The organism is Pseudobacter sp. (assembly GCF_051955275.1).
GTDB lineage: Bacteria > Bacteroidota > Bacteroidia > Chitinophagales > Chitinophagaceae > Pseudobacter.
On record NZ_JBQCGW010000181.1, the window covers coordinates 50,835 to 72,429 of the forward strand.

General features: G+C 49.2%; 20 protein-coding genes. 7 read left to right on the forward strand and 13 right to left on the reverse strand.

What is annotated here, in order from left to right; genetic code table 11:
* Positions 1–13 precede the first annotated feature (13 nt).
* Positions 14–1,657 carry an alkaline phosphatase PafA gene (gene pafA / locus ACTHMC_RS15430; RefSeq protein ID WP_440414320.1) on the reverse strand — a complete coding sequence of 548 codons (1,644 nt, stop codon included), beginning with the start codon at positions 1,655–1,657 and terminating at the stop codon, positions 14–16.
* 131 nt (positions 1,658–1,788) lie between these two features.
* Between pafA and ACTHMC_RS15435 the strand changes: the two genes are divergently transcribed.
* On the forward strand, positions 1,789–3,051 hold the full coding sequence (locus ACTHMC_RS15435; RefSeq protein ID WP_440414322.1) for an aminotransferase class I/II-fold pyridoxal phosphate-dependent enzyme: 1,263 nt from the start codon (positions 1,789–1,791) through the stop codon (positions 3,049–3,051).
* Between the two features lie 561 nt (positions 3,052–3,612).
* Here the strand turns inward: ACTHMC_RS15435 and ACTHMC_RS15440 are convergent.
* The gene (locus ACTHMC_RS15440) at positions 3,613–4,146 is read right to left on the reverse strand and encodes a thioredoxin family protein (RefSeq protein ID WP_440414324.1); all 534 of its coding nucleotides are present in this window, start codon (positions 4,144–4,146) and stop codon (positions 3,613–3,615) included.
* 39 nt (positions 4,147–4,185) lie between these two features.
* Between ACTHMC_RS15440 and ACTHMC_RS15445 the strand changes: the two genes are divergently transcribed.
* Positions 4,186–4,761: a UbiX family flavin prenyltransferase gene (locus ACTHMC_RS15445; protein WP_440414326.1), complete on the forward strand. Its 576-nt coding sequence runs from the start codon at positions 4,186–4,188 to the stop codon at positions 4,759–4,761.
* A 15-nt stretch (positions 4,762–4,776) separates the two neighbouring features.
* Here the strand turns inward: ACTHMC_RS15445 and ACTHMC_RS15450 are convergent, their stop codons facing one another.
* Positions 4,777–5,424, reverse strand: a complete 648-nt coding sequence (locus tag ACTHMC_RS15450) for a LolA family protein (protein ID WP_440414328.1) — start codon at positions 5,422–5,424, stop codon at positions 4,777–4,779.
* A gap of 123 nt (positions 5,425–5,547) precedes the next feature.
* The gene (locus ACTHMC_RS15455; RefSeq protein ID WP_440414330.1) at positions 5,548–8,151 is read right to left on the reverse strand and encodes a DNA translocase FtsK 4TM domain-containing protein; all 2,604 of its coding nucleotides are present in this window, start codon (positions 8,149–8,151) and stop codon (positions 5,548–5,550) included.
* A gap of 113 nt (positions 8,152–8,264) precedes the next feature.
* Between ACTHMC_RS15455 and ACTHMC_RS15460 the strand changes: the two genes are divergently transcribed.
* Complete coding sequence (locus ACTHMC_RS15460; protein ID WP_440414332.1) at positions 8,265–10,193, forward strand: sensor histidine kinase; 1,929 nt, start codon at positions 8,265–8,267, stop codon at positions 10,191–10,193.
* On the opposite strand, the gene ACTHMC_RS15465 is transcribed toward ACTHMC_RS15460, so the two are convergent.
* Genes ACTHMC_RS15465 through ACTHMC_RS15475 form a run of 3 tightly spaced genes read right to left on the reverse strand, consistent with a single transcriptional unit; the run spans position 10,194 to position 12,275 of the window.
* Positions 10,194–10,583: a DUF423 domain-containing protein gene (locus ACTHMC_RS15465; protein ID WP_440414333.1), complete on the reverse strand. Its 390-nt coding sequence runs from the start codon at positions 10,581–10,583 to the stop codon at positions 10,194–10,196.
* Complete coding sequence (locus tag ACTHMC_RS15470; RefSeq protein WP_440414335.1) at positions 10,576–11,085, reverse strand: shikimate kinase; 510 nt, start codon at positions 11,083–11,085, stop codon at positions 10,576–10,578. The genes ACTHMC_RS15465 and ACTHMC_RS15470 overlap by 8 nt, the downstream gene beginning before the upstream one ends.
* Positions 11,086–11,090: 5 nt before the next feature.
* On the reverse strand, positions 11,091–12,275 hold the full coding sequence (locus tag ACTHMC_RS15475) for an acyl-CoA dehydrogenase family protein (protein WP_440414336.1): 1,185 nt from the start codon (positions 12,273–12,275) through the stop codon (positions 11,091–11,093).
* Positions 12,276–12,393: 118 nt separating this feature from the next.
* On the opposite strand from ACTHMC_RS15475, the gene ACTHMC_RS15480 reads away from it, so the two are divergent.
* The 3 genes from ACTHMC_RS15480 to ACTHMC_RS15490 are packed head-to-tail and all read left to right on the forward strand — an operon-like array spanning position 12,394 to position 14,484.
* Complete coding sequence (locus ACTHMC_RS15480; RefSeq protein WP_440414338.1) at positions 12,394–12,951, forward strand: RNA polymerase sigma factor; 558 nt, start codon at positions 12,394–12,396, stop codon at positions 12,949–12,951.
* A complete protein-coding gene (locus tag ACTHMC_RS15485; RefSeq protein ID WP_440414340.1) occupies positions 12,948–13,532 on the forward strand; it encodes a hypothetical protein in 585 nt (194 codons plus the stop codon). Before ACTHMC_RS15480 ends, ACTHMC_RS15485 begins: the two co-directional genes overlap by 4 nt.
* Entirely contained in the window at positions 13,516–14,484 is a 969-nt protein-coding gene (locus tag ACTHMC_RS15490; RefSeq protein WP_440414341.1) for a hypothetical protein, read from the forward strand. The genes ACTHMC_RS15485 and ACTHMC_RS15490 overlap by 17 nt, the downstream gene beginning before the upstream one ends.
* Positions 14,485–14,639: 155 nt before the next feature.
* Here the strand turns inward: ACTHMC_RS15490 and pyrF are convergent, their stop codons facing one another.
* The 6 genes from pyrF to ACTHMC_RS15520 form a co-directional block, all read right to left on the reverse strand.
* Positions 14,640–15,443 carry an orotidine-5'-phosphate decarboxylase gene (gene pyrF, locus ACTHMC_RS15495; RefSeq protein WP_440414343.1) on the reverse strand — a complete coding sequence of 268 codons (804 nt, stop codon included), beginning with the start codon at positions 15,441–15,443 and terminating at the stop codon, positions 14,640–14,642.
* 17 nt (positions 15,444–15,460) lie between these two features.
* Complete coding sequence (locus tag ACTHMC_RS15500) at positions 15,461–16,804, reverse strand: FAD-dependent oxidoreductase (RefSeq protein WP_440414344.1); 1,344 nt, start codon at positions 16,802–16,804, stop codon at positions 15,461–15,463.
* Between the two features lie 142 nt (positions 16,805–16,946).
* Complete coding sequence (gene kynU, locus ACTHMC_RS15505) at positions 16,947–18,233, reverse strand: kynureninase (RefSeq protein WP_440414346.1); 1,287 nt, start codon at positions 18,231–18,233, stop codon at positions 16,947–16,949.
* A gap of 39 nt (positions 18,234–18,272) precedes the next feature.
* Positions 18,273–18,692 carry a RidA family protein gene (locus tag ACTHMC_RS15510; RefSeq protein WP_440414347.1) on the reverse strand — a complete coding sequence of 140 codons (420 nt, stop codon included), beginning with the start codon at positions 18,690–18,692 and terminating at the stop codon, positions 18,273–18,275.
* A gap of 9 nt (positions 18,693–18,701) precedes the next feature.
* Positions 18,702–20,159 carry an aldehyde dehydrogenase gene (locus ACTHMC_RS15515; RefSeq protein WP_440414349.1) on the reverse strand — a complete coding sequence of 486 codons (1,458 nt, stop codon included), beginning with the start codon at positions 20,157–20,159 and terminating at the stop codon, positions 18,702–18,704.
* A gap of 14 nt (positions 20,160–20,173) precedes the next feature.
* Positions 20,174–20,959: an SDR family oxidoreductase gene (locus ACTHMC_RS15520; protein ID WP_440414351.1), complete on the reverse strand. Its 786-nt coding sequence runs from the start codon at positions 20,957–20,959 to the stop codon at positions 20,174–20,176.
* Between the two features lie 119 nt (positions 20,960–21,078).
* Between ACTHMC_RS15520 and ACTHMC_RS15525 the strand changes: the two genes are divergently transcribed.
* A partial coding sequence (locus ACTHMC_RS15525) for a 3-hydroxyanthranilate 3,4-dioxygenase (RefSeq protein ID WP_440414352.1) occupies positions 21,079–21,595 on the forward strand: 517 nt, incomplete at its 3' end.

A 21,595-nucleotide genomic window follows, 5' to 3' on the forward strand; every position in this document is an offset into this window, starting at 1 on the left:
ATACCTGATAAGTTTATTCAGCTACTTCTGAGATCACATTACCCACTGCTCCGCTGGGCATCTGGATGCGCAGCATGGCAGCAACAGTAACAGCGATATCTGTCATATAGGTTTCGCGGTTGGTCTTGCCGGGTTTCACACCCCATCCATAGAATACGAGGGGAATATGTGAATCATACGGGTTCCAGAGGCCGTGTGTGGTGCCAGTGGGACCGCCATCGAAATAACCTGGCTGCAGGATCACCTGGATATCTCCGCAACGGCGTGGATAGTATCCGTTGTTGATCATCTTCCTTACTTTTTCATTGAGAGGAACAGTATTGAGATCATCCATGGCAAAAGCGCGGGAAATTCCGGGCTGTCTGGAGAGGTAATTTACGATAAGGTTCTTGATTGCTTTCTCATCCAGTTTCAGCGAATCGATCAGACCATGATTCAGGGTCACCTGGTGGTTCCAGGAACCAGTGATCAGTTTGGATGCACCGAAAGCCGCCTGCAGCATAGGTTCCAGGCCTTTGAGCCATACAGCGTCATCCACCAGTCCACCGGGCAGTCTGTTCTCGATATTGAAACCAGGTACATGCGATACACCATGGTCAGCACTCAGGAAGAGCAGGTATTGCCCCTTCCCTACTTTGGCATCCAGGAAATCGAAAAGAGAGCCAAGCTCTTTATCGAGTCGCAGGAAACCATCCTCCGCTTCCATTGAATTCGGACCGAAAGCATGGCCGATATAATCAGGAGACGAGAAGCTTACTGCCAGGAAATCCGTGATATCATCTGCACCGAGCTGCTCATTGGTAACAGCGGCTTTGGCCATATCGGCAGTGAGCGTATTTCCAAATGGAGTTGTGCTGATAGTGCCATAGTTCTTACCTGCAAAACGGTTCAGATCATAAGGAAAACCTTTCTGATCAGCGCCGAAAGGCTTGCCTTCGTAAGGCTTTTCATCAGATGTGCTCTGCACATATGAATTGGCAGGGTACATCAGGTTCCAGCCCTGTGCATAGTATTTATCGGTCAGTTTCTGTGCATTGAAATCTTTCACCCACTGTGGGAGATCGTTCATATAAAAGGTGGAAGAAACAAAATCGCCGGTCTTGGGGTCATACCAGTAAGCTGCATTGGCGGAATGCCCGGCAGGCAGGATAGCGCCACGGTCCTTGATAGCTACGCCTACCACTTTGCTCCTGAAATTGGTAGCCAGGCGAAGCTCGTCGGCTACTGTAGTAACGAGCATGTTCTTCGGACTCTGAACACCAGCGTCAGAACTGGTACCTACAGACTTAACTGTTTTGTCTTCAGTACAATAAACAGTACGCTTCAATTCGTTATCATACCAGTTGTTACCGGTAATACCGTGAATAGATGGCACACTTCCTGTATACACACAGGTATGTCCGCATGCGGTATAGGTAGGTGTGTAAGGAATAAATGTGTTTTCGCAGGTAAAGCCCTTATGCAGCAGGCGTTTGAAACCGCCATCTTCTGCGTAGCGGTCGTAATAGCGGTAGAGATAGTCCCATCTCATCTGATCTACTACGATGCCTACAACGAGTTTTGGGCGGTCGGGTACGTTGGCCTTGCCTTTCTTTGATTGTGCAAATAATTGACTCACAATCAGTAACAGGGCCAAAAGAGGGAATAGTTTTCGCATGCGGAGTGATTTACGGCAAATGTAATGCTTAAACTGTTAAACGTTTATCGTGAACTGGCAATTCAAAATTTGTTATTTTTGCGGCACAGAACCGGCTTGAAAAACATTCTATTTTTTAATAATTCAATAATATGGCAGACATTTTTGACAGATTGCTGAAAAACTCTGGTGGACCTATCGGCCAGCACCGCGAAAGAGCGCATGGATATTTTGCTTTTCCTAAACTGGAAGGCGAGATCGGAAACAAGATGAAGTTCCGCGGTAAGGAAATGATCGTTTGGAGTCTGAATAACTATCTCGGACTGGCCAATCACCCTGAGATCAGGAAAGTGGATGGTGACGCTGCTGCGCAATTCGGTCTGGCCCTTCCTATGGGAGCACGTATGATGAGTGGAAACAGCAACTATCATGAGCAACTGGAGAGAGAACTGGCTGCCTTTGAAGGAAAGGAAGATTCCATTCTTTTCAACTTCGGTTACCAGGGCATGGTGAGCCTCATCGATGTACTCTGCAGCCGCCACGACGTGATTGTATATGACGCAGAAAGTCATGCCTGCATTATTGATGGTCTCCGCCTCCATGTTGGCCATAGCTACGTTTACAAACACAACGATATAGAAGACCTGGAGAAACAGCTGCAGCGCGCCAACGCCATCATCGAAAAACAAAAAGCCGGTGGTATTCTCGTGATCACTGAAGGTGTATTCGGGATGGCCGGTGACCAGGGCAAGCTGAAAGACATTGTTTCCCTGAAAGATAAATACGGCTTCAGGATCCTGCTGGATGACGCGCATGGATTCGGAACGCTGGGCAAAACCGGCGCAGGCGCTGGCGAAGAGCAGGGTGTACAGGATCAGATCGATCTGTACTTCTCAACATTTGCCAAATCAATGGCAAGCATCGGCGCCTTTGTAGCAGGCCCCAAAGCCATCATCGATTATATCCGTTATAATATCCGCAGCCAGATCTTCGCCAAGAGCTTACCCATGCCGCTGGTACTGGGCAACCTGAAACGTCTTGACATGCTGCGTACACAGCCTGCGCTGAAAGACAAACTCTGGAGCAATGCACTGAAACTGCAGAAAGGTCTGAAAGAAAGAGGATTTGATATCGGCAAGACCGATTCTGTGGTAACGCCTGTGTATATGAAGGGGGGTGTTGAAGAAGCAACTGCCATGGTAATGGACCTCCGTGAAAATCATGGTATCTTCTGCTCTATTGTAGTATACCCTGTAATTCCAAAAGGGCATATCATTTACCGTTTGATCCCAACTGCTGTTCATACCGATGCAGATATCAATGCAACGCTGGAAGCATTTGAGGCAACGAAGAAGAAGCTTGATGCCGGAGAGTATAAGGCTACAGCTATTCCTGATATGGCTGAAACAAGATAATTTATTTTGTAAGAGATATGAGAGCCGCCTGTTACAGGGCGGCTTTTTTTGTGCATGCTTTATTCGGCTTATTGTTTTGTCTTTAGTCGCATCGATGGCTTCTGTGCAGCACCGTAGAGAAGATAAATAGCATGGGGCAAAAAAATGCCTCCCACAAGGGAGGCACCACTAATCAAATACCATTAACCATTAAACCTTATCCTATGAAAATTCAAATATAAGATGATAGTGGTGGAACAATGGTTGCATAGCTTACTTTTTTTTGGAAGAAAGACCAAAGCAGGCATGAGGAGTAACGTTTGCGGGCAAACGGTGTCAGAATGGGAATAAGATGGGCTGCAAAATCGTTTGAGTATGCGGGTTTCAGAAGATCGCAATTGTTCGCAGGAAGTATGTCTTTAAGAAAATTTTAGGAATATTTCATGCATTTTATTTCCCAGTGCCCAGTCGCTCGCGTCCTCCGAGTGATGTTTATTCCATCGTCTCCGGCGACACGGTGTTCGCGAGAGGCGAACCAATAGAAGTCACTCGCGGGGACGCGAGCGACTGGCAGCAGCATAACTATTTCCAGGTTGATTTGAATTCACGCTGCCATTTTTCGAAGGGAGTTTTTCCGAAATGTCCTTCGCCGAAATATTTCATCAGCAATTCAATTTCGTTGGGTGCCAGAAAACCGGGAATTGCCTGGGGATCGCCATCAACCGGAATGAAAACTGTGGTGGGATATGAGAGTTGTCCACCGGTGAGCCAGATGGCAAAATCATTGGTGCGCGCACTTTCGTTGAACCTGTATTCTTTTCCTTTCCAGGTAAAACTCTTTTTGCTCTCTGCGTTTATTTTTACAGGATAGAATTTTGTGCCTGCATAATCAACCACCTGTTGATTGGCGTAAGTACGTTTATCCATCACACGGCACCAGCCACACCAGTCGGTGTACAGATCAATCAGCACAGGCCTTTTCTCCGTCTGCAATTTCGCCGTCACTTCATCCAGTGTCATCCAGTTGAGCTTAGCTGCATCCCCTTCTTTCGGGCGCTGTGCGCAGGAAAAAACGGTAAGCCAACTGAACAAAATCACGAGTTTCAGGGTTTGCATACTTACTTTTGTTTAAGTTACTAACATAACTCAAATACCATGCATAAAATTGTGCTGGCGGTAACTGGCGCCAGTGGCTCCATCTACCCCAAACAGCTGATAGAAAAACTGCTGACCATTCCTGATCAATGGCAGGAACTGGCTGTGGTGATGTCGGAAAATGCTAAACAGGTTTGGGAAACAGAACTGGATAACAGGGATTATGAAAAATTACTTCATAACCCGGCCCATCATATTACTACCTGGTCTGTGAATGACTTCCTGGCTCCTTTCGCGTCAGGATCCGGTAAGTTCGATACCATGATCATTGCTCCCTGCTCCATGGGTACACTGGGACGTATTGCCAATGGCATTTCATCAGATCTCATCACGCGCGCTGCCGATGTAGTATTAAAAGAAAGGCGTAAACTCATCTGTTTAGTGAGAGATACGCCTTATAATCTGATTCATATCCGTAATATGGAGACCGTTACACTGGCCGGAGGCATTATCTGCCCTGCTACACCATCTTTCTACAGTAAACCAGCCACTATCGAAGAAGTGGCGGCTACCGTTACTGACCGGGTGCTTGACCTGGCCGGCCTTGATATAAAGACCTACCGCTGGGGCAGCTAGTAACCGGCTCAGCATTTAGCGAAGATCAACTTCCTCTACGCCGGGATATTTGCTTTTGTCGAATGTAAAAGTTGCGTCGGGCAATACAGCCTTTCCATTCATGGTATTCACCGTGTAGATGAATTTATTCTGCTGCTTGTCTATTACCCTGGTGCTGTATAAAGTTTGGGTAGCTTTATCTACCTGCAGGTACACTTTGTGGAACTGTTTGGTCTTGTCAACCGGGGTCAGTTCAATTTCCTGCAATACTTTTTTCCCTTCTTTCTTTTCTCCGTTGAGTTTGTAAAGGAAGTCCTTATCGTAGAAGTTAGTGAACAGTTTCTGGGGAGTGATAGAGCTGGCGTCGTTGTTTACCTTATTGATGGTCACTTCGTTAGCGGCTTTGTCGTAGGTCCACACAGTAGCACCGTCGCAGATGATCTCCTGACCGGCCATCGTTGCCCTGTATTTACTGCCCTTCATGGAAACAGTTCCTTTTTTTACGCCGAGTGCTTTGCCATTGGCATCTTCATTCTTCAGGGTGAAGTTGGCCTGAACACCTTTAAAAGTCTTGAATTTAGCGCTTACTGCGTCAAGGATCTTTTTGGCAGCAGGGTCATTCCCTTGTGCAAATCCTGAAAATGAGGCAGTAACGATTGCAATAAATATAAATATTTTCTTCATCTGAGATACTTTTCGTAAAGGCCGCAAAGATATTATTTGCGCGGCACAAGTTTGACGATAATTATACACCGGGGTTTGCACCGTCATGTCACATTAACATTTTGCTAATGAACGGGCTACGCTCTACAGAAAGTTGGCGAGATGCTGCTCGAGGTCCATTTCGGTCTTGATCAGTACGTCCCGTGCCTTGCTCCCCTGGCTAGGTCCTACAATTCCTGCGCCCTCCAGCTGATCCATCAGGCGGCCGGCGCGGTTGTACCCCAGTTTCATCCTGCGTTGAAGCAGGGAGGTGGAGCCAATCTGGCTGGCCACGATCAGCCTGGCGGCGTCTTCAAAGAGGGAATCCCTGTCGCCCAGGTCAAAATCCTTCCCCTCCATGTCTTTTTCGTCTACATATTCAGGTAAGAGGAATGCCTGGGGATAGCCATTCTGGTTACCGATGCTTTCGCAAACGCTGTCCACTTCCGGGGTATCCACAAAAGCGCATTGAAGGCGGGTGAGCTCACCGTTGTAGGAAATGAGCATGTCTCCCTTTCCAATCAGCTGTTCAGCGCCACCTGTATCGAGGATGGTGCGGGAGTCGATCTTACTGGAAACCTTGAATGCGATACGGGCCGGGAAGTTGGCCTTGATGGTACCGGTGATGATATTTACGGAAGGACGTTGTGTAGCGATGATCAGGTGGATACCCACGGCACGCGCCAGCTGCGCCAGACGTGCGATCGGCATCTCCACCTCCTTACCAGCCGTCATGATCAGATCCGCAAACTCATCCACTACCAGTACAATGAAAGGCAGGTACTGGTGGCCCTTCTGCGGGTTCAGCCTGCGTTTCACGAACTTCTCGTTGTACTCTTTGATATTACGGGTACCTGCTTCCTTGAGCAGATCATAACGGTTGTCCATCTCAATACAAAGTGCATTGAGCGTGTTGATCACTTTTTTGGTATCGGTAATGATGGCCTCTTCCTCTCCGGGAAGTTTTGCCAGGAAATGTCTTTCGATGGTGCGGTACAGGCTCAACTCCACTTTTTTGGGATCCACCAGAACCAGCTTCAGCTGTGACGGATGTTTCTTATAAAGAAGGGATACCAGGATGGCGTTGAGACCAACCGATTTACCCTGACCGGTAGCACCGGCCATCAGCAGGTGCGGCATGGTAGCCAGGTCAACAATGAAATTATCATTATCGATCTTCTTACCGATGGCCACGGGAAGGCTATGGCTGTTGAACTGGAATTTTTCTGAAGCCAGCAATGACTTCATGCTCACTACGGTCTTCTTCACATTGGGCACTTCAATACCGATGGTGCCCTTACCGGGGATCGGAGCTATGATACGGATACCAAGGGCCGCTAGGCTGAGGGCAATATCATCTTCCAGGTTCTTGATGCGCGAGATCCGGACACCGGCTGCGGGAACGATCTCGTACAATGTTACGGTTGGACCAACCGTTGCACTGATCTTCTGGATATGGATATCGTAGTTCTTAAGCGTGTTGATGATCTGGTTCTTGTTGTTCTCCAGTTCGGCGGGGTCCTGTATGATCTTTTCGCTGCCGTGCTGTTCCAGCAGGTCGAGCGAAGGATATTTGTAATCGCGGAGGTCCAGGGCCGGATCATAGGGGGCCAGCACAACATTGGGCGGAGGCTCTTCGCCGGCAATTTCCGCGCCTTCTTCGTTTGCATCTTCGGGTGTGAAGGTCTTGATCTCCAGTTCCAGGTCGGGAACCAACGGCTTTTTGCCTTTGGCCATCACGGGCTCAGGGATCTCTTCCACCGCTTCTTCTTCCACTTCTTCCTCTTCCTCAAATGGTGCTTCTTCCTCCTCTTCTTCTATTTCTTCTTCCTCCTCTTCAGCGGTAGCATTGATCTCCAGTGGCAACAGCTCAGGCTCAGGTTCTTTTTCAATGATCTTGAGGTCCAGTGGAACTTCTTCCTCTTCCACTACGGGAGGAGCCACCATGGGAGCGATATCTTTAGTGAGCTTGTTCTTCCGGGCAGGTTTTACCGGCTTTTCTTCTTCAGCTTCCTCTTCACCTGTTACCTCACCTGTCTCAGCATCCACATTGGCCGGGGCCGGCACCGCAGCAGGCTTACGCCTGGGCATGGATGGCACTTTGAAAGTAGGGTTGAAACGCCAGATCACATAGGCCAGTCCACCTGCAAACAGCAGCACGAAAGTGCCTACATTACCCAGCATCTTCACCAGCCATTCAGAAAGCATTTTACCCAATGCGCCGCCCCACATGAAATCATGTCCTCCTGCAAAGAAGGCAGCAGCCACACTGATATAGAGAATGCCCGCGATCAGGTAGCGCAGGTTCCTGCCGATGCTGAACAGCTTTCTGCCGAGCAGCATATTCACTCCCAGTACAAAAAAGAAGGAGCAGAACAGGAAGGATGCGATGCCGAATGCATTATAAAAAAACTGATGGGATACGTATGCGCCGATATTACCCAGCAGGTTGCTGGTTTTTACATCTGTGGACGGTAATAAGATGGATGCCCCTCTGTGGACCTTGTCATAATCCTCACTCCAGGTAAACAGATAGGATACGAAGGCGATAAACAGGAAGGCGCAGAGCAATAATGCCGCTGTTCCCGCGATCTTATGCGTACGTTCGTCTTTTACCAACTCCTTTACGGTAACCTGTACTTCCTGTTCAGGTTTCAATTTCTCCGGATCGGGCGATTTGCTCTTACTGGACTTTAAGCGATTGGCCATGATTACAAAGATAAGTAGTAGAAAACAACTGTCATATAACAAATAAAACCTGCACCAGCACTGGGAAAAATTGTATTTTACAAAGCCAAATCACCGGACAGCGCCAACCCAGGATGAGAAACAACCATAACCTGAAACCTTTCTTACTGACTATTCTGCTGCTCTCTGCCCTCAGGGGTATGGCCCAGGAAGACAGTGCCGTTATCAATGTGGCCAGGATCAGGCTGGACTCGTCCATCGGCAAATCCTGCTGGTTTGCTTCGCGGCCCAAAGGCGAAAAGATCGCCGATTCGGCTATCCCCTATCTTCCATTCAGACCTGGTGTGGTGGGCCGTTTTTATCCACATTTTCCGCCATCGGCAGAGCTGATGGAAAAAGACAATTACCTGCGTTTTGCACTTTACAACAACAGCGATACTGTAAAGAAATTGTTTTTCCTGCCTGGTTTTTACTGCAGGGATATCAGTCTCTTCAAATTCTCTGCCGAAGATCCTGATGCCCCCTTTCAATTGAAACCTGCAGGCGGATTCGAATATAAAAAATTTCCGGGCTGCCAGCTCATCACACTCAGGCCGCAGGAGCGCGCCGTGTATTATTGCCGCTTTAATTTCGTTCGAACCAATATCAATATCTTCACTCCCTATCTCATTGAAACGGATTACCTGAGCCAGTGGATCACGCGCAAGCGGGACCTGGATTACAGCCTGGATATCCTCACCTATGTGGCTTCCGGCGTGATGCTGATGATGATCTTCTATTCCATGGCGGTGTATGTGCAGAACCGGAATAAGGAATTCATCTACTATGCCATTTACACTTTATGCACGGCCTGCCTGTTGTTCGGCAAATCATACATGAATATGTCGGCCTCCTGGTTCCATTATTTTTACGAGGAGTACCTGGATTTCATCATCATGATCGCGAGTGTGTTCACTTATCTGATTTTTGTACGGAAATTCCTGAACACATCCGAAAATCATCCATGGCTGGATAGATTCTTAAAGATGACGCTCTGGCCGCTGGCGATCCTGGCCGCTATCTTCACCCTGCTTTATTTCACCACCAGCAAATATGTGGTGCTGAACAATATGGAATTCCTGATCAAGGTGGTATTCCTGCTGATAGCGATCATGTTCATCGTGTATTCCGTAAAAAGAAAAGATCCCTTACTGAACTATCTGGCCGGTGGTAGTTTTGCCCTCATCTTCTTTTCCATTATTTCGCAGGGCATTATCATGTTCGGATGGAAATTCAGTTCGAATATACAATTGTTCAACCGTGCCCTTTTCTATTATGAGCTCGGTCTGGTGCTGGAACTGATCCTCTTCCTTTCCGGTCTCGCTTATAAGAACCGCCGCGATATCATCGAGCGGGTAAAAGAAAGGGAAAGACTGAAGCTGGAGAATGAAAGGAAGGAATTCGAAAAACAAATAGCCGTGGTCACTGCCACGCAGCACGAGCGCGACCGCATTTCCGCTGATATGCACGATGAGTTGGGATCCGGTGTGACCGCCATCCGCCTCATGAGCGAGATCCTGAAAACCAGGATGAAGAACCAGAGTTTTCCTGAACTGGAAAAGATCTCCAACTCCGCCAATGATCTGCTGGGTAAGATGAATACCATCATCTGGACCATGAAAAGCTCCAATGATACGGTGGAAAGCCTGGTGGCTTATATCCGGGCGCATGCCATCGAGTATTTCGACAGTACGCCGATCGATTGTTCGGTAAAGCTTCCTGTGGTAATCCCGCAGGCAGAGATTTCGGGAGAGAAGCGCCGCAATATTTTCCTCAGCATCAAGGAGGCGCTGAACAATGCCATGAAGCACTCGCAGGCTTCCGAGCTTACCATCGAGATAACGGCAAAGGACAACCGGTTAATGGTGAAGATCGCCGACAATGGCGTAGGCATCGATACGGTACAGTTGCGCCGCTTCGGTAACGGCCTCAGCAATATGAAACGCAGAATGGAACTGATCGGCGGAACATTTTCCGTTCAGAACTGCAAAGGCGCCGTGCTTGTTTTTGAGTTACCCCTGTAATTATTTTCCTGCTACAAATGCCCGGAACATGCATAACCATCCGGCAATGAAGAATACACCACCGATGGGTGTAACTGCTCCGATGCCTGAGAGGCCTACTGTTTCCGTGGCTTTCAGTGCCGTGAGCAGATAGAGCGAGCCGGAGAACAGGATGATGCCGGTGATAAAACAGATGGCTGCATTTTTCAGCCAGCGCTGAGAATAAGTGGAGAAGAGAATGGCCACTGCCAGTAAAGCAAAAACATGATAGAACTGATAGCGGACGCCTGTTTCAAAGGTTGATACGGTTTCGGCGGGAACCAGTTTCTTCAGTCCGTGAGCCCCGAAGGCGCCCAGCGCAACAGACAGCGCGCCGAGTAACGCTGCTGTTTTCAGATATCCTTTATGCATGTAACACTGTTTGAATAAAATCATTCATCGAAATGGTATCTTCCCTGTCTATGATCACGTCCGCCTGTTCATAATACATCCGTCTTTCATTCAGTTTCCGGATGATATGATTGCGGAGGTCTTCATCCTTGATATCTTTCAGCAAGGGCCTGTGCATCCTTTCTTTCATGAGGCGTTGCAGGATCACTTCCACCTGGGTGTTGAGCCATACCACGATGCCGTAACGCTTCATGAAATCGATATTGTTGAAGAAACAGGGCGTACCTCCTCCGCAGGAGATGATCATGCTGTCTTCCTTTTCAACAAGCTCCTCCAGCATTTGTTTCTCGCACATGCGAAAATATTCTTCTCCGTTCTGCGTGAAGATATCCGCAATGGATTTGCCCTCGTGTTCAACCACCAGTTCATCCAGGTCATAGAACGGAAGCCCCATGCGGTTAGCAACCTGCTTACCCCAATGTGTTTTTCCCGCTCCCATGAACCCTATCAAAAAGATCCTCATTGTAATTATTTGAATGCATTGAAACCTGTAACGTCCATACCGGTGATGAGCAGGTGGATATCATGGGTACCTTCATAGGTGATCACGCTTTCCAGGTTCATCATATGGCGCATCACTGAATATTCTCCGGTGATGCCCATGCCGCCCAGCATCTGGCGAGCATCGCGGGCGATATTGGTGGCAATCTCACAGCCATTCCTCTTGGCCATGCTCACCTGTTGAGGGGTAGCTTTGTGCTGGTCCATCAGCACTCCTACCCTCCAGTTCAGCAACTGTGCCTTGGTGATTTCAGTGACCATTTCGGCCAGTTTCTTCTGTTGCAGCTGAAAACCTCCGATGGGCCTGTCGAACTGCACCCTTTCTTTTGAATAGCGAAGGGCGGTATCGTAACAATCCATGGCTGCTCCAACGGTGCCCCAGGCAATACCATAGCGGGCTTTGGTCAAACAGCTCAGTGGTCCTTTCAATCCTTTTACATTGGGCAGGATATTTTCCTTCGGAACCTTCACATTATCGAATACCAGTTCCCCGGTTGCCGAAGCGCGGAGACTCCATTTGCCGTGGGTGGTGGGGGTAGTGAAACCCTCCATGCCACGTTCTACAATTACGCCGCGGATATCGCCGGCTTCGTCTTTGGCCCAAACAACGGCCACCTGGGAGAAGGGGGCATTGCTGATCCACATTTTAGCGCCATTGAGAATCACATGGTCGTCGGCGTCTTTGATATTTGTCAACATCCCTGCCGGATTGGAGCCATGGTCGGGTTCGGTCAGCCCGAAACAGCCGAGCCATTCGCCGCTGCCCAGTTTGGGGAGGTATTTTTTGCGTTGTTCTTCGCTTCCGAACTCGTAGATGGGGTACATTACGAGGGATCCCTGCACGGAGGCGGTGCTGCGTACGCCGCTATCGCCCCTTTCCAGTTCCTGCATCATCAGGCCATAGCTGATATGGTCCAGGCCTCCGCCGCCATATTCAGTGGGGATGGTAGGGCCGAAACAGCCGAGATCGCCCATCTGCTTTACGATCTGCTGCGGGAATTCCGCTCGCTGGGCGTAGTCTTCTATGATAGGAGAAATCTCTTTCTTTACATAATTTCGGACAGACTCCCTCACCAGTTTCTGTTCTTCAGTGAGCAGTTCATCGAGAGCAAAATAGTCCGGACTGACAAAAAGATCGGTTTTAGCGGCCATGACGAGCAAGTTTAAAGTGTGCTAATTTAAGGAAAATGAAATGATTTGTAGAGGATCGTGCAACATGTTCTGAATGCCTGTGTCTCTACAATAACTTAAAACAATAAAAACATTCATTTTGGAGCTGACTGCAACCATTGTCCAGGATGAGTTGGTAGAACGCTGTAAACGTGGGGACCCCACAAGCTTCGAAGCCCTTTATCAGCGGTATGCCAAGGCAATGTACAACACGAGCCTGCGCATCGTCAACAATACCGGCGACGCAGAGGATGTTTTACAGGAGGCATTCCTGGATGCCTTCAGATCTTTGAACGATTTCCATTACCGTTCCACTTTCGGGGCCTGGTTGAAAAGGATTGTGATCAACAAATCCATCAATGTGCTCAGGAAAAGGAAAATGTACATGTCGGAGCTCGACGAGAACGGAGTGGAAACGATAGCTGACGAAAAAGGGATCGATGAGTCGGAATTGCAGTTCAAAGTAGCCGAGATCAAAAGATATATTCAGCAATTACCGGACGGGTATCGTGCCGTGCTGAGCCTGTACCTTCTCGAGGGGTACGATCATGAGGAGATCTCCGGGATCCTCAGCATTTCGCACAATACCGTCCGCACGCAATATGTCCGTGCAAAGCAAAAATTAGTGAACCTATTGAAACAAGGAGGCCTGTCATGAGCCAATTAGAAAATTTCATCCGTAACAACCGGGAGGAGTTCGATGGAGAAGAGCCCTCACCCAGGGTATGGAAAGATCTTCAAAAACAGTTAGAAGCAGCACCTGCGCCGGTTAAAAAAAACAACGGCGGCAGTGTGATCACCATGCGCATCCTCAAATGGAGCGCAGCCGCGGCCATCCTGTTACTGGCAGGCCTTGGTGTATTCCATCTTATAGGTCCGTCAAAAAACACTGGCACGGCAGAAGTCAAACCCACTGAAGACCTCCTTCAGAAGATCAATCCAACCTATGCAAAAGAGGTATATCATTTCACACAGCTCATTGAACTGAAACAATCCGAACTCAAACAAATTGAAAAGGATGATCCGGAATTGTACCAACAATTCCTGGGTGATATTCAGCAGCTGGACAGCTCCTACAATAACCTGAAGAAGGAACTGCCTTCCAATCCAAACAGAGAACAATTACTGGAAGCCATGATCGAGAACCTGAAAATGCAGACTGAACTGCTTAACCAGCAACTCCAGGTGATCCAGCAGATCAAACAATCTAAAACAACAAACAATGTCAAGACTATATAACATAATTCTACTCGTTACCTGTTTCGCGATCACTGTACCTGCACTGGCCCATGAAGACCCGGTAGTGGAAAAAAAGAAACAGTACTCGAAGTCCTATTCGCTCAGTGGAAACGATCTGGTATCGCTCGCCAACCAATTCGGGCAGCTTAAAATAAACACCTGGAACAAAAATGAAGTGAAGGTAGACGTCACCATCACCGCAGAGGCAGGCAACGATGAGCGTGCACAAAGGATACTTGACAATATCACCATCTCCGATGGTAAGAACGGCGATGGCGTGTATTTCAAAACCAGCACAAAAGGAAACAACAAAGGCAGCCGTGTACAAAGCAATGAAAAGACCAGCTTCAGGGTGGATTATGAAGTGTACCTGCCAGCCGGCAATCCCATCTCGGCCACCAATGAATTCGGATCCACTTCCATCGGCGACCATAATGGCGAAGCCACCATCATATCCAGGTTCGGCAGTGTGAAAGCCGGCAAGCTCAGCAACGCAAAAAGAGTGGAAATCGAATTCGGGTCCATGGTACTGGAAAGCATGAACAATGGCAAACTGATCATCAAGTTCTCTTCCGTGGAAGTGCGCAATACAAGCGGATCCCTGGATGTTGTGGTGGAGCACAGCAGCGCCAAACTGAACCTCGACAACGATGTGAAAGACATTAAAGTGAAGAACAGTTTCTCTCCTCTCATCCTGGATGTGCCTACCAACTTCAACGCCAGCTTCGATATTCATACGAGCTTTGCCAAGCTGAAGAACAAAACCAGCTTTGCGATCAATAAAGAAGGAGAGGAAAAGGACCGCGGTCCTAAATTCGATTTCGATTACAGCGGAAAGTCCGGCAATGGCGCCACGCCCGTGAAAGTAAGAACTGAGTTTGGAGACGTGACCATCGGACACAATGTGCCTTTCAAAGTAGATGACAAAAAGAAGAACACGAAAGATATTTAATCCTCCGGTTGTAGTGGCCGTGCGAGGAGTCTTCGGCCACTACAATCAGGGATAAAACTCCAAAACTTGCAGTCAGCAGAGTTCCGCAAGGAATTCTCAATGGCGGGATCACTCAGCAATGGGTATCCCGTTTTATGCGATAAATAGTATGCTGTTTATTGAAGATAACCGGCCATTTCCAGCGCATAATCCTTACTCACTTCTGCAGCGCGTTCAGCAAAGTCTTCACCCGTTGAGGCATAGATCACAGCGCGGCTGGCATTCACCAGCAATCCCACTTCTTTATTCATTGCTTTGGCTGAAATCTCTTTCAGGCTTCCTCCCTGTGCGCCAACTCCGGGCACCAGGTAAAAATGATCGGGGGTGAGGTTACGGATGGCAGTGAAGGAATCAGCCTGTGTGGCGCCTACCACGTACATAAGATTTTCAGGAGTGCCCCATTGGGCGGCCGTGGTGAGCACTTTTTCATAGAGCAGCCCATCACCGGCAGGTTGCAGTTCAAAATCCTGCGCACCGGAATTGGAGGTAAGGCCGAGGAGGATTGTCCATTTGTCTTTATACTCCAGGAAAGGCTTCACACTATCAGCTCCCATATAAGGCGCAACCGTGATGGCGTCAAAATTCAGCGTTTCGAAGAACGCCTTTGCATACTGGGTGCTGGTATTGCCGATATCGCCGCGCTTGGCGTCCGCAATGGTGAAATGCGATTCCGGGATATAGTTCACTGTTTGCTCCATCGCATCCCAGCCTTTGCGGCCCAGGGCTTCATAGAAAGCAGTATTGATCTTGTAGCTGACGCAAAAATCTTTTGTTGCGTCGATGATCTGCCTATTGAACTCGAAAACAGGATCTGCTGCCGAGAGCAGGTGTTTCGGGATCTTGGTAATATCGGTATCCAGTCCTACGCAGAGATAGGTTTTCTTATTGCGGATCTCCTGCACCAGTTGTTGACGTGTCATGGGCGCGAAGATACATTCTATAATTGTTCCACAATTTCCCGGTGCAAAACATCATCATCCCAGCGGGTCTCGATGTCCGGCTGCTGCATGATGCGCTGCATGATGGCTTCCTGCTTCTGACCGTTGGCCAGGGCTTCGGAATAGCGGATATGCGGACTGAAAGTCACCAGGGAATAGGCCGGGATCCATTTATCGGGGAATTTCTCGCTGAGTCTGGCTTCGATCCTTTTCTGAAGCAGGAATTTCGGGTCCGCTACCCTGTCGCGCATTTCCGTGAAATTATTCACGGCCAGGTCTGCGATGGCGTCAGCATCGGGCTTGCGCAGGAGCTGGAATTCTTCCAGGATGGCATCCCAGTTGTCGCCATGATGTTCCATCAGGTCGTCCAGTACGCTGCAATCCTCAAAGCCGGCGTTCATGCCCTGTCCAAAGAAGGGAACGATGGCATGGGCCGCATCTCCGATGAGCGCAAATTTGTCTTCACGCACCCAGGGATAGCATTTCACGGTAACGAGCGATGAAGTGGGATTGTTGAAGAAATCTTCCAGGTAGGTAGGCATCATCGGCACTGCATCCGGGAAGGTATTCTCGAAGAATTCTTTCACTTTTTCCTTTGTATCGAGCCTGGAAAAGCTCAATGGCCCTTCGAAGGGGAAGAATAAAGTGCAGGTAAATGTTTTATCCAGGTTGGGCAGGGCAATGAGCATGAATTCCTTCCTGGGCCAGATATGCAGGGCATTCACCTGCGGCATGGCAAAATCGCCGTCTGCATTGGGCAGGATGGTCAGCTCTTTGTAGCCGCAATCGATATAGAATTGCTGGTAGTTAAAACGGTCGGTCTGCAGCTGGTGCTGGAGGCGGGCTGCAGAGAAAGCGCCGTCGGCTCCCAGGATGAGGTCTGCTTTCACATCCACCATTTTATTGCCGGGCGTTTCGAAAGTAACAGTATTCGATTTCCAGTTGATATGCGAACATTTATGCTCGAAGAAGATCTCGATGCCGTTCTCTTCGGCCAGGTCCATCAGCTTTTTGTTGAGGGTGCCGCGGCTGACGGAATTGATGAACTGTCCTTCTTTTCCATAGGGCTGATAAGCGCTGCTGCCGTCGATATGGTGGATCTGGCGGCCATGCATGGGAATGGAAATTTCGCGGATGGCATCGGCCAGGCCGATCTTCTCCAGGGCTTTCAGGCCACGGTCACTGAGTGCGAGGTTGATGGACCTGCCTGCTGCAATTTTTTCCTTACGCATATCAGGCCTGCGTTCATAGATTGTCACTTTATGTCCTCTTTTAGCGAGGTACACGGAAACCAGGGAACCTACAAGGCCTGCGCCAACGATCAGCACTTCTTTTTTTTGCACGACTGGAAATTTTATACTGAAAGAATTTTGTTAGAGTCTGCCCAGTCGCCCGCGTCCCCGCGAGTGACTTTTATTCCGTTGCCTCCCGGCGGCACGGTGTTCGCCAGAGGCGAACCAATATAAGTAACCCGCCAGAGGCGAGCTACTGGCCGCCCTCCGATAGTACATCATTGATGATCTGACCGAACAGATAAACATCTTCAAACCTGTTGTACAAAGGCACAGGGGCAACCCGGATCACATTAGGCTCACGCCAGTCTGCGATCACGCCGCGCTCCATCAGGGTTTTGAAGGTCTCCTTGCCACGCACCAGCATGAGCAGGGAAACCTGGCAACCACGCTCCGACTCATTGGCCGGCGTGATCACTTCCACCACTTTCTGATCGGCAGCAGCATTCATTTCGTTGATGATGAATTGCAGGTAACCACTCAAGGCCCTACCCTTCTTCACCAGGGCTGGCATACCGGCCTCATCAAAAATATCGATGCTGGCTTTGTGCGCGGCCATTGAAAGAACGGGTGCATTGCTCAGCTGCCACCCTTCCGCTGTTGGGATAGGATCGAAGCCGGGCTGCATAAGAAAACGCGTTTCCTTGGTATGTCCCCACCAGCCTGCAAAGCGTGGCAGTTCTTTATTGTTGAGATGCTTCTGGTGAACAAAAGCGCCGGCAACGCCACCAGGACCGGAATTCATGTATTTGTAACTGCACCAGCAGGCGAAGTCAACGTCCCAGTTATGCAGCTCGAGTGGAATATTGCCTGCTGCGTGCGCAAGGTCGAACCCCGCGATAGCACCGGCTTTATGTGCTGCATCAGTGATGGTCTTCATATCCAGCACCTGGCCGCTATAGTAGTTCACACCGCCAAACAGCACAAGCGCCAGTGAATCTTTATTGGCTTCGATGGCAGTGAGAATATCTTCGGTTCTCATGGTATGCTCACCTTCGCGGGGAGCGATCTCCACCAGTGCATCTTTCAGACTGTAGCCATGGAATTTCAGTTGTGTTTCAATGGCGTACTGGTCGGAAGGGAATGCTTTGGCCTCGCAGATTATCTTGAAACGTTGTTTGGTTGGCCTGTAGAAACTAACCATCAGCAGGTGCAGGTTCACGGTGAGCTGGTTCATCACTACTACTTCATCGGGCAGGGCGCCAACGATCTTACTCACTTTTTCAGGGAAGATCTCATGGTAAGAGAACCAGGGATTCTTTGCATGAAAATGGCCTTCCACGCCGTAGGCGGCCCAGTCGTTGAGCTCCTGCTGGATATATGTTCTGGTAGCTTTCGGCTGAAGGCCGAGGGAGTTACCGGTGAAGTAAACAGTGTCTTTCCCGTTCAGCTGCGGGATGAGGAAACGTTCCCGGAATTGCGCCAATGGATCCTGCTGGTCAGCCTGCTTTGCAAATTCCAGGGTGTTCTGATAATTCATTCAAAAATCGTTTATGGGTATACGTTATATCAGGTTATATCAGTCGATGGTAGCGATCACTTTCAGTTCAATGGAGATCGGGGTTGGGAGACTTTTGATCTCAACAGTAGTTCTGCAAGCCTGCACGCTGGTGAAATAATCCGCGTAGATCTTATTGTAAACGGGAAAATCCTTTTTCATATTGGTAAGGAAAACGGTCACGTCCACGATCTTGTCCCAGCTGCTGCCGCTGGCTTCCAGCACGGCTTTCACGTTGGCGAATACGGCATGGCATTCCGCTTCGATATCATATTTCAGGATATTTCCATCGGCATCCAGCTCCAGACCGGGGATGGAATTATCCTTTGCATTCCTGGGCCCGATGCCGGAGAGGAAAAGAAGGTTGCCCACTTTCCTGGCATGCGGGTAAGCGCCTAAAGGTGTTGCTGCCTGTTGTGTATGTACTATTTCCTTGCTCATACTTGTTGTTTAAAATTGCACACAGATATTCTTTGCTTCAGTGAAAAAGCGCAGGGCTTCCCATCCGCCTTCGCGGCCCACGCCGCTGTTTTTTACGCCGCCGAACGGTGTTCTGAGATCGCGGAGCAGCCAGCAGTTGATCCAGATGATGCCGGATTCAACACGGGCGCCTACACGATGTGCGCGGGTGAGGTTTGAGGTCCAGATAGTAGCTGCGAGGCCATATTGTGTGGCATTGGCCAGTTGCAGTGCTTCTTCTTCAGTATGGAATTTCTGAAGGGTCACTACCGGTCCGAAGATCTCTTCCTGGTTGGTCACGGAATCAGGTCCTACCCCTTCGATCACGGTAGGCTGAATGAACCAGCCGTTGGCGCAGCGGCCTTCCGGTTGAACGGCGTTACCACCGGTCAGCACGGTTCCGCCTTCTTCTTTGGCCTTTGCAATGCAGCCGATCACTTTATCGAAATGCGGTTTGCTGACGATGGCTCCCTGTTTGGATCTCTCATCCATGGGATCGCCTACGGTCAGTGCTTTCACCCGTTCTAAAAACTCAGCTTTGAATTTATCGTAGATGCTGGCTTCCACTAAAATGCGGCTGCCGCACAAACAGATCTGCCCCTGGTTGGCAAAGGATGATTGCACGGTAGTGTTCATCATCTTCTCCCAATCACAATCAGCGAAAATGATATTCGGGTTCTTACCGCCCAGTTCGAGCGATAATTTCTTGAACACGGGTGCAGCCACTGAAGCGATGCGGGCTCCTGCCCTGGTGCTTCCGGTGAAGGAGATGGCTTTGATGGCCGGGTGCTGGATGATGGCTTCACCGGTAACAGGACCGGTACCATGAATGATATTGAGCACACCATCTGGCAGCCCTGCTTCTTTCACGATACGTGCCAGCAGGAAAGCGGTGAGCGGCGTTACTTCCGATGGTTTTGCGATCACGCAGTTGCCTGCAGCCAGCGCCGGTGCTATCTTCCAGGTGAAGAGATAAAGCGGCAGGTTCCAGGGGGAGATGCAGCCCACTACCCCGATCGGCTGACGGAGGGTGTAGTTGATGGCGGTATCTTCCATCTGGTGGCTCTCGGCAGCAAAATGCATGATGCCGGTAGCGAAGAACCTGAAATTGGCGGAAGCGCGCGGGATGTCCACGCGGCGGCTCAGCCAAAGCGGTTTACCATTATCGTTAGACTCTGCGAGTGCCAGTTGTTCCTTATTGGCATCGATGAGTTCTGCAATGCGGTTGAGTATTTCAATTCTTTTTTCCAGCGGTGTTACTGACCAGGTGGTAAAGGCTTTCTGTGCAGCCTGTACGGCTACAGCCACATCCTTTTCATTACTGTCGGGTATCTGTCCGGATACCTCGCCGGTAGCAGGATTGAAATTATTGATGAATTGTCCGCTCAGCGGTGCAATGAAATTGCCGCCGATAAAATTCTCCAGGTGGAATGGGATATCGAGTTGCATACTGATTGTTCAGATTAAATGGAGCCGGTTCTGCCTCCGTCTACCGGGATACTGGTGCCGTTCACATAACTTGCCGCAGGTGATGCCAGGAAAGCCGCTACAGCAGCGATCTCTGCGGGATTACCAAATCTGCGCATAGGCACTTCCTTTGTCATTTCTTCCGCTACTTCCTCTTCTGAAATATTCTTGGTCTTTGAAGCATTCTTCACAATACCTTCCAGTCTGGCGGTAGTGGTAGCGCCCGGCAATACATTGTTCACCGTGATATTGAAGCCACCCAGTTCCAGGCTCATGGTCTTGGCCCAGCTGGCCACTGCGCCGCGGATAGTATTTGACACACCGAGATTCTTCAGCGGCACTTTAACGGAGGTACTGATGATATTGATGATGCGGCCGAACTGTGCGGCTTTCATACCCGGCACTACTGCCTGCGTGAGCAGGTGGTTATTGATCAGGTGCTGGTTGAAAGTATTGAGGAACTGTTCCGGGGTAGCATCCACAATAGGGCCTGCGGGAGGACCGCCGGTATTGTTGATCAGGATATGAATGGGATTGTCCGCAACATGTGTACGAACCACACTGGCCACTTCATCAGGTTTGCTGAAATCAGCCACAAGGTAATTATGTTGTTGACTTAATGCGATATCGAGCTTAAGCACTGCCTGTTTCAGCGACTCTTCATTGCGCGCGAGCAGCGTACAATTTGCACCGAGCAGGGCCAGTTCTTCTGCAATAGCCAATCCAATTCCCTGCGTACTGCCGCAGATCAGAGCGTTTTTTCCTTCGAGAGAAAGATTCATGAGCAAGCTTTTTTAGGGCCACCAAATGTACAGAGATTAATTATGTTTTCGCTGTACGGTAAAACATTAACTTTACCCCGGACCATCTCCGGTTCATTTACATTGATAAAACCTGTCATATGCCAATAGCAGCACCTTTCAACCTGAAGAAATGGATCGATGAACACCGCGATCTGCTGAAACCGCCTGTAGGCAACCAATGCGTATACAAAGACGCAGAGAATTTTATCGTGATGGTAGTGGGCGGCCCCAATGCGCGCAAAGACTATCATTACAATGAAAGCGAAGAGCTTTATTTACAGATCGAAGGCAATATGGTGCTGAAGATCATTGAAGATGGCAAGCCCCGCAGTATTCCCATCAATGAAGGTGATATGTTCCTGCTGCCTCCCATGACCCCGCACAGCCCGCAAAGGCCTGCCAATACGGTTGGACTGGTAGTGGAAAAAATCCGTGAAGATGAGGAGAATGAGAAAGATGCCTTCATGTGGTTCTGTGAGAACTGCGGCAATAAATTATATGAAGAGTTCGTGTTCGTGAAAGATATCGTTACGCAACTGCCTCCTATCATGAACAAATTTTACGGCTCCGAGGAGCTGCGCACCTGTAAAAAATGCGGCACCGTGATGGAGCCCC

Coding starts and splice junctions, on each gene's coding strand:
- pafA (WP_440414320.1), bottom strand. CDS start 1,657: ATGCGAAAACTATTCCCTCTTTTGGCCCTGTTACTGATTGTGAGTCAA.
- ACTHMC_RS15435 (WP_440414322.1), top strand. CDS start 1,789: ATGGCAGACATTTTTGACAGATTGCTGAAAAACTCTGGTGGACCTATC.
- ACTHMC_RS15440 (WP_440414324.1), bottom strand. CDS start 4,146: ATGCAAACCCTGAAACTCGTGATTTTGTTCAGTTGGCTTACCGTTTTT.
- ACTHMC_RS15445 (WP_440414326.1), top strand. CDS start 4,186: ATGCATAAAATTGTGCTGGCGGTAACTGGCGCCAGTGGCTCCATCTAC.
- ACTHMC_RS15450 (WP_440414328.1), bottom strand. CDS start 5,424: ATGAAGAAAATATTTATATTTATTGCAATCGTTACTGCCTCATTTTCA.
- ACTHMC_RS15455 (WP_440414330.1), bottom strand. CDS start 8,151: ATGGCCAATCGCTTAAAGTCCAGTAAGAGCAAATCGCCCGATCCGGAG.
- ACTHMC_RS15460 (WP_440414332.1), top strand. CDS start 8,265: ATGAGAAACAACCATAACCTGAAACCTTTCTTACTGACTATTCTGCTG.
- ACTHMC_RS15465 (WP_440414333.1), bottom strand. CDS start 10,583: ATGCATAAAGGATATCTGAAAACAGCAGCGTTACTCGGCGCGCTGTCT.
- ACTHMC_RS15470 (WP_440414335.1), bottom strand. CDS start 11,085: ATGAGGATCTTTTTGATAGGGTTCATGGGAGCGGGAAAAACACATTGG.
- ACTHMC_RS15475 (WP_440414336.1), bottom strand. CDS start 12,275: ATGGCCGCTAAAACCGATCTTTTTGTCAGTCCGGACTATTTTGCTCTC.
- ACTHMC_RS15485 (WP_440414340.1), top strand. CDS start 12,948: ATGAGCCAATTAGAAAATTTCATCCGTAACAACCGGGAGGAGTTCGAT.
- ACTHMC_RS15490 (WP_440414341.1), top strand. CDS start 13,516: ATGTCAAGACTATATAACATAATTCTACTCGTTACCTGTTTCGCGATC.
- pyrF (WP_440414343.1), bottom strand. CDS start 15,443: ATGACACGTCAACAACTGGTGCAGGAGATCCGCAATAAGAAAACCTAT.
- kynU (WP_440414346.1), bottom strand. CDS start 18,233: ATGAATTATCAGAACACCCTGGAATTTGCAAAGCAGGCTGACCAGCAG.
- ACTHMC_RS15510 (WP_440414347.1), bottom strand. CDS start 18,692: ATGAGCAAGGAAATAGTACATACACAACAGGCAGCAACACCTTTAGGC.
- ACTHMC_RS15515 (WP_440414349.1), bottom strand. CDS start 20,159: ATGCAACTCGATATCCCATTCCACCTGGAGAATTTTATCGGCGGCAAT.
- ACTHMC_RS15520 (WP_440414351.1), bottom strand. CDS start 20,959: ATGAATCTTTCTCTCGAAGGAAAAAACGCTCTGATCTGCGGCAGTACG.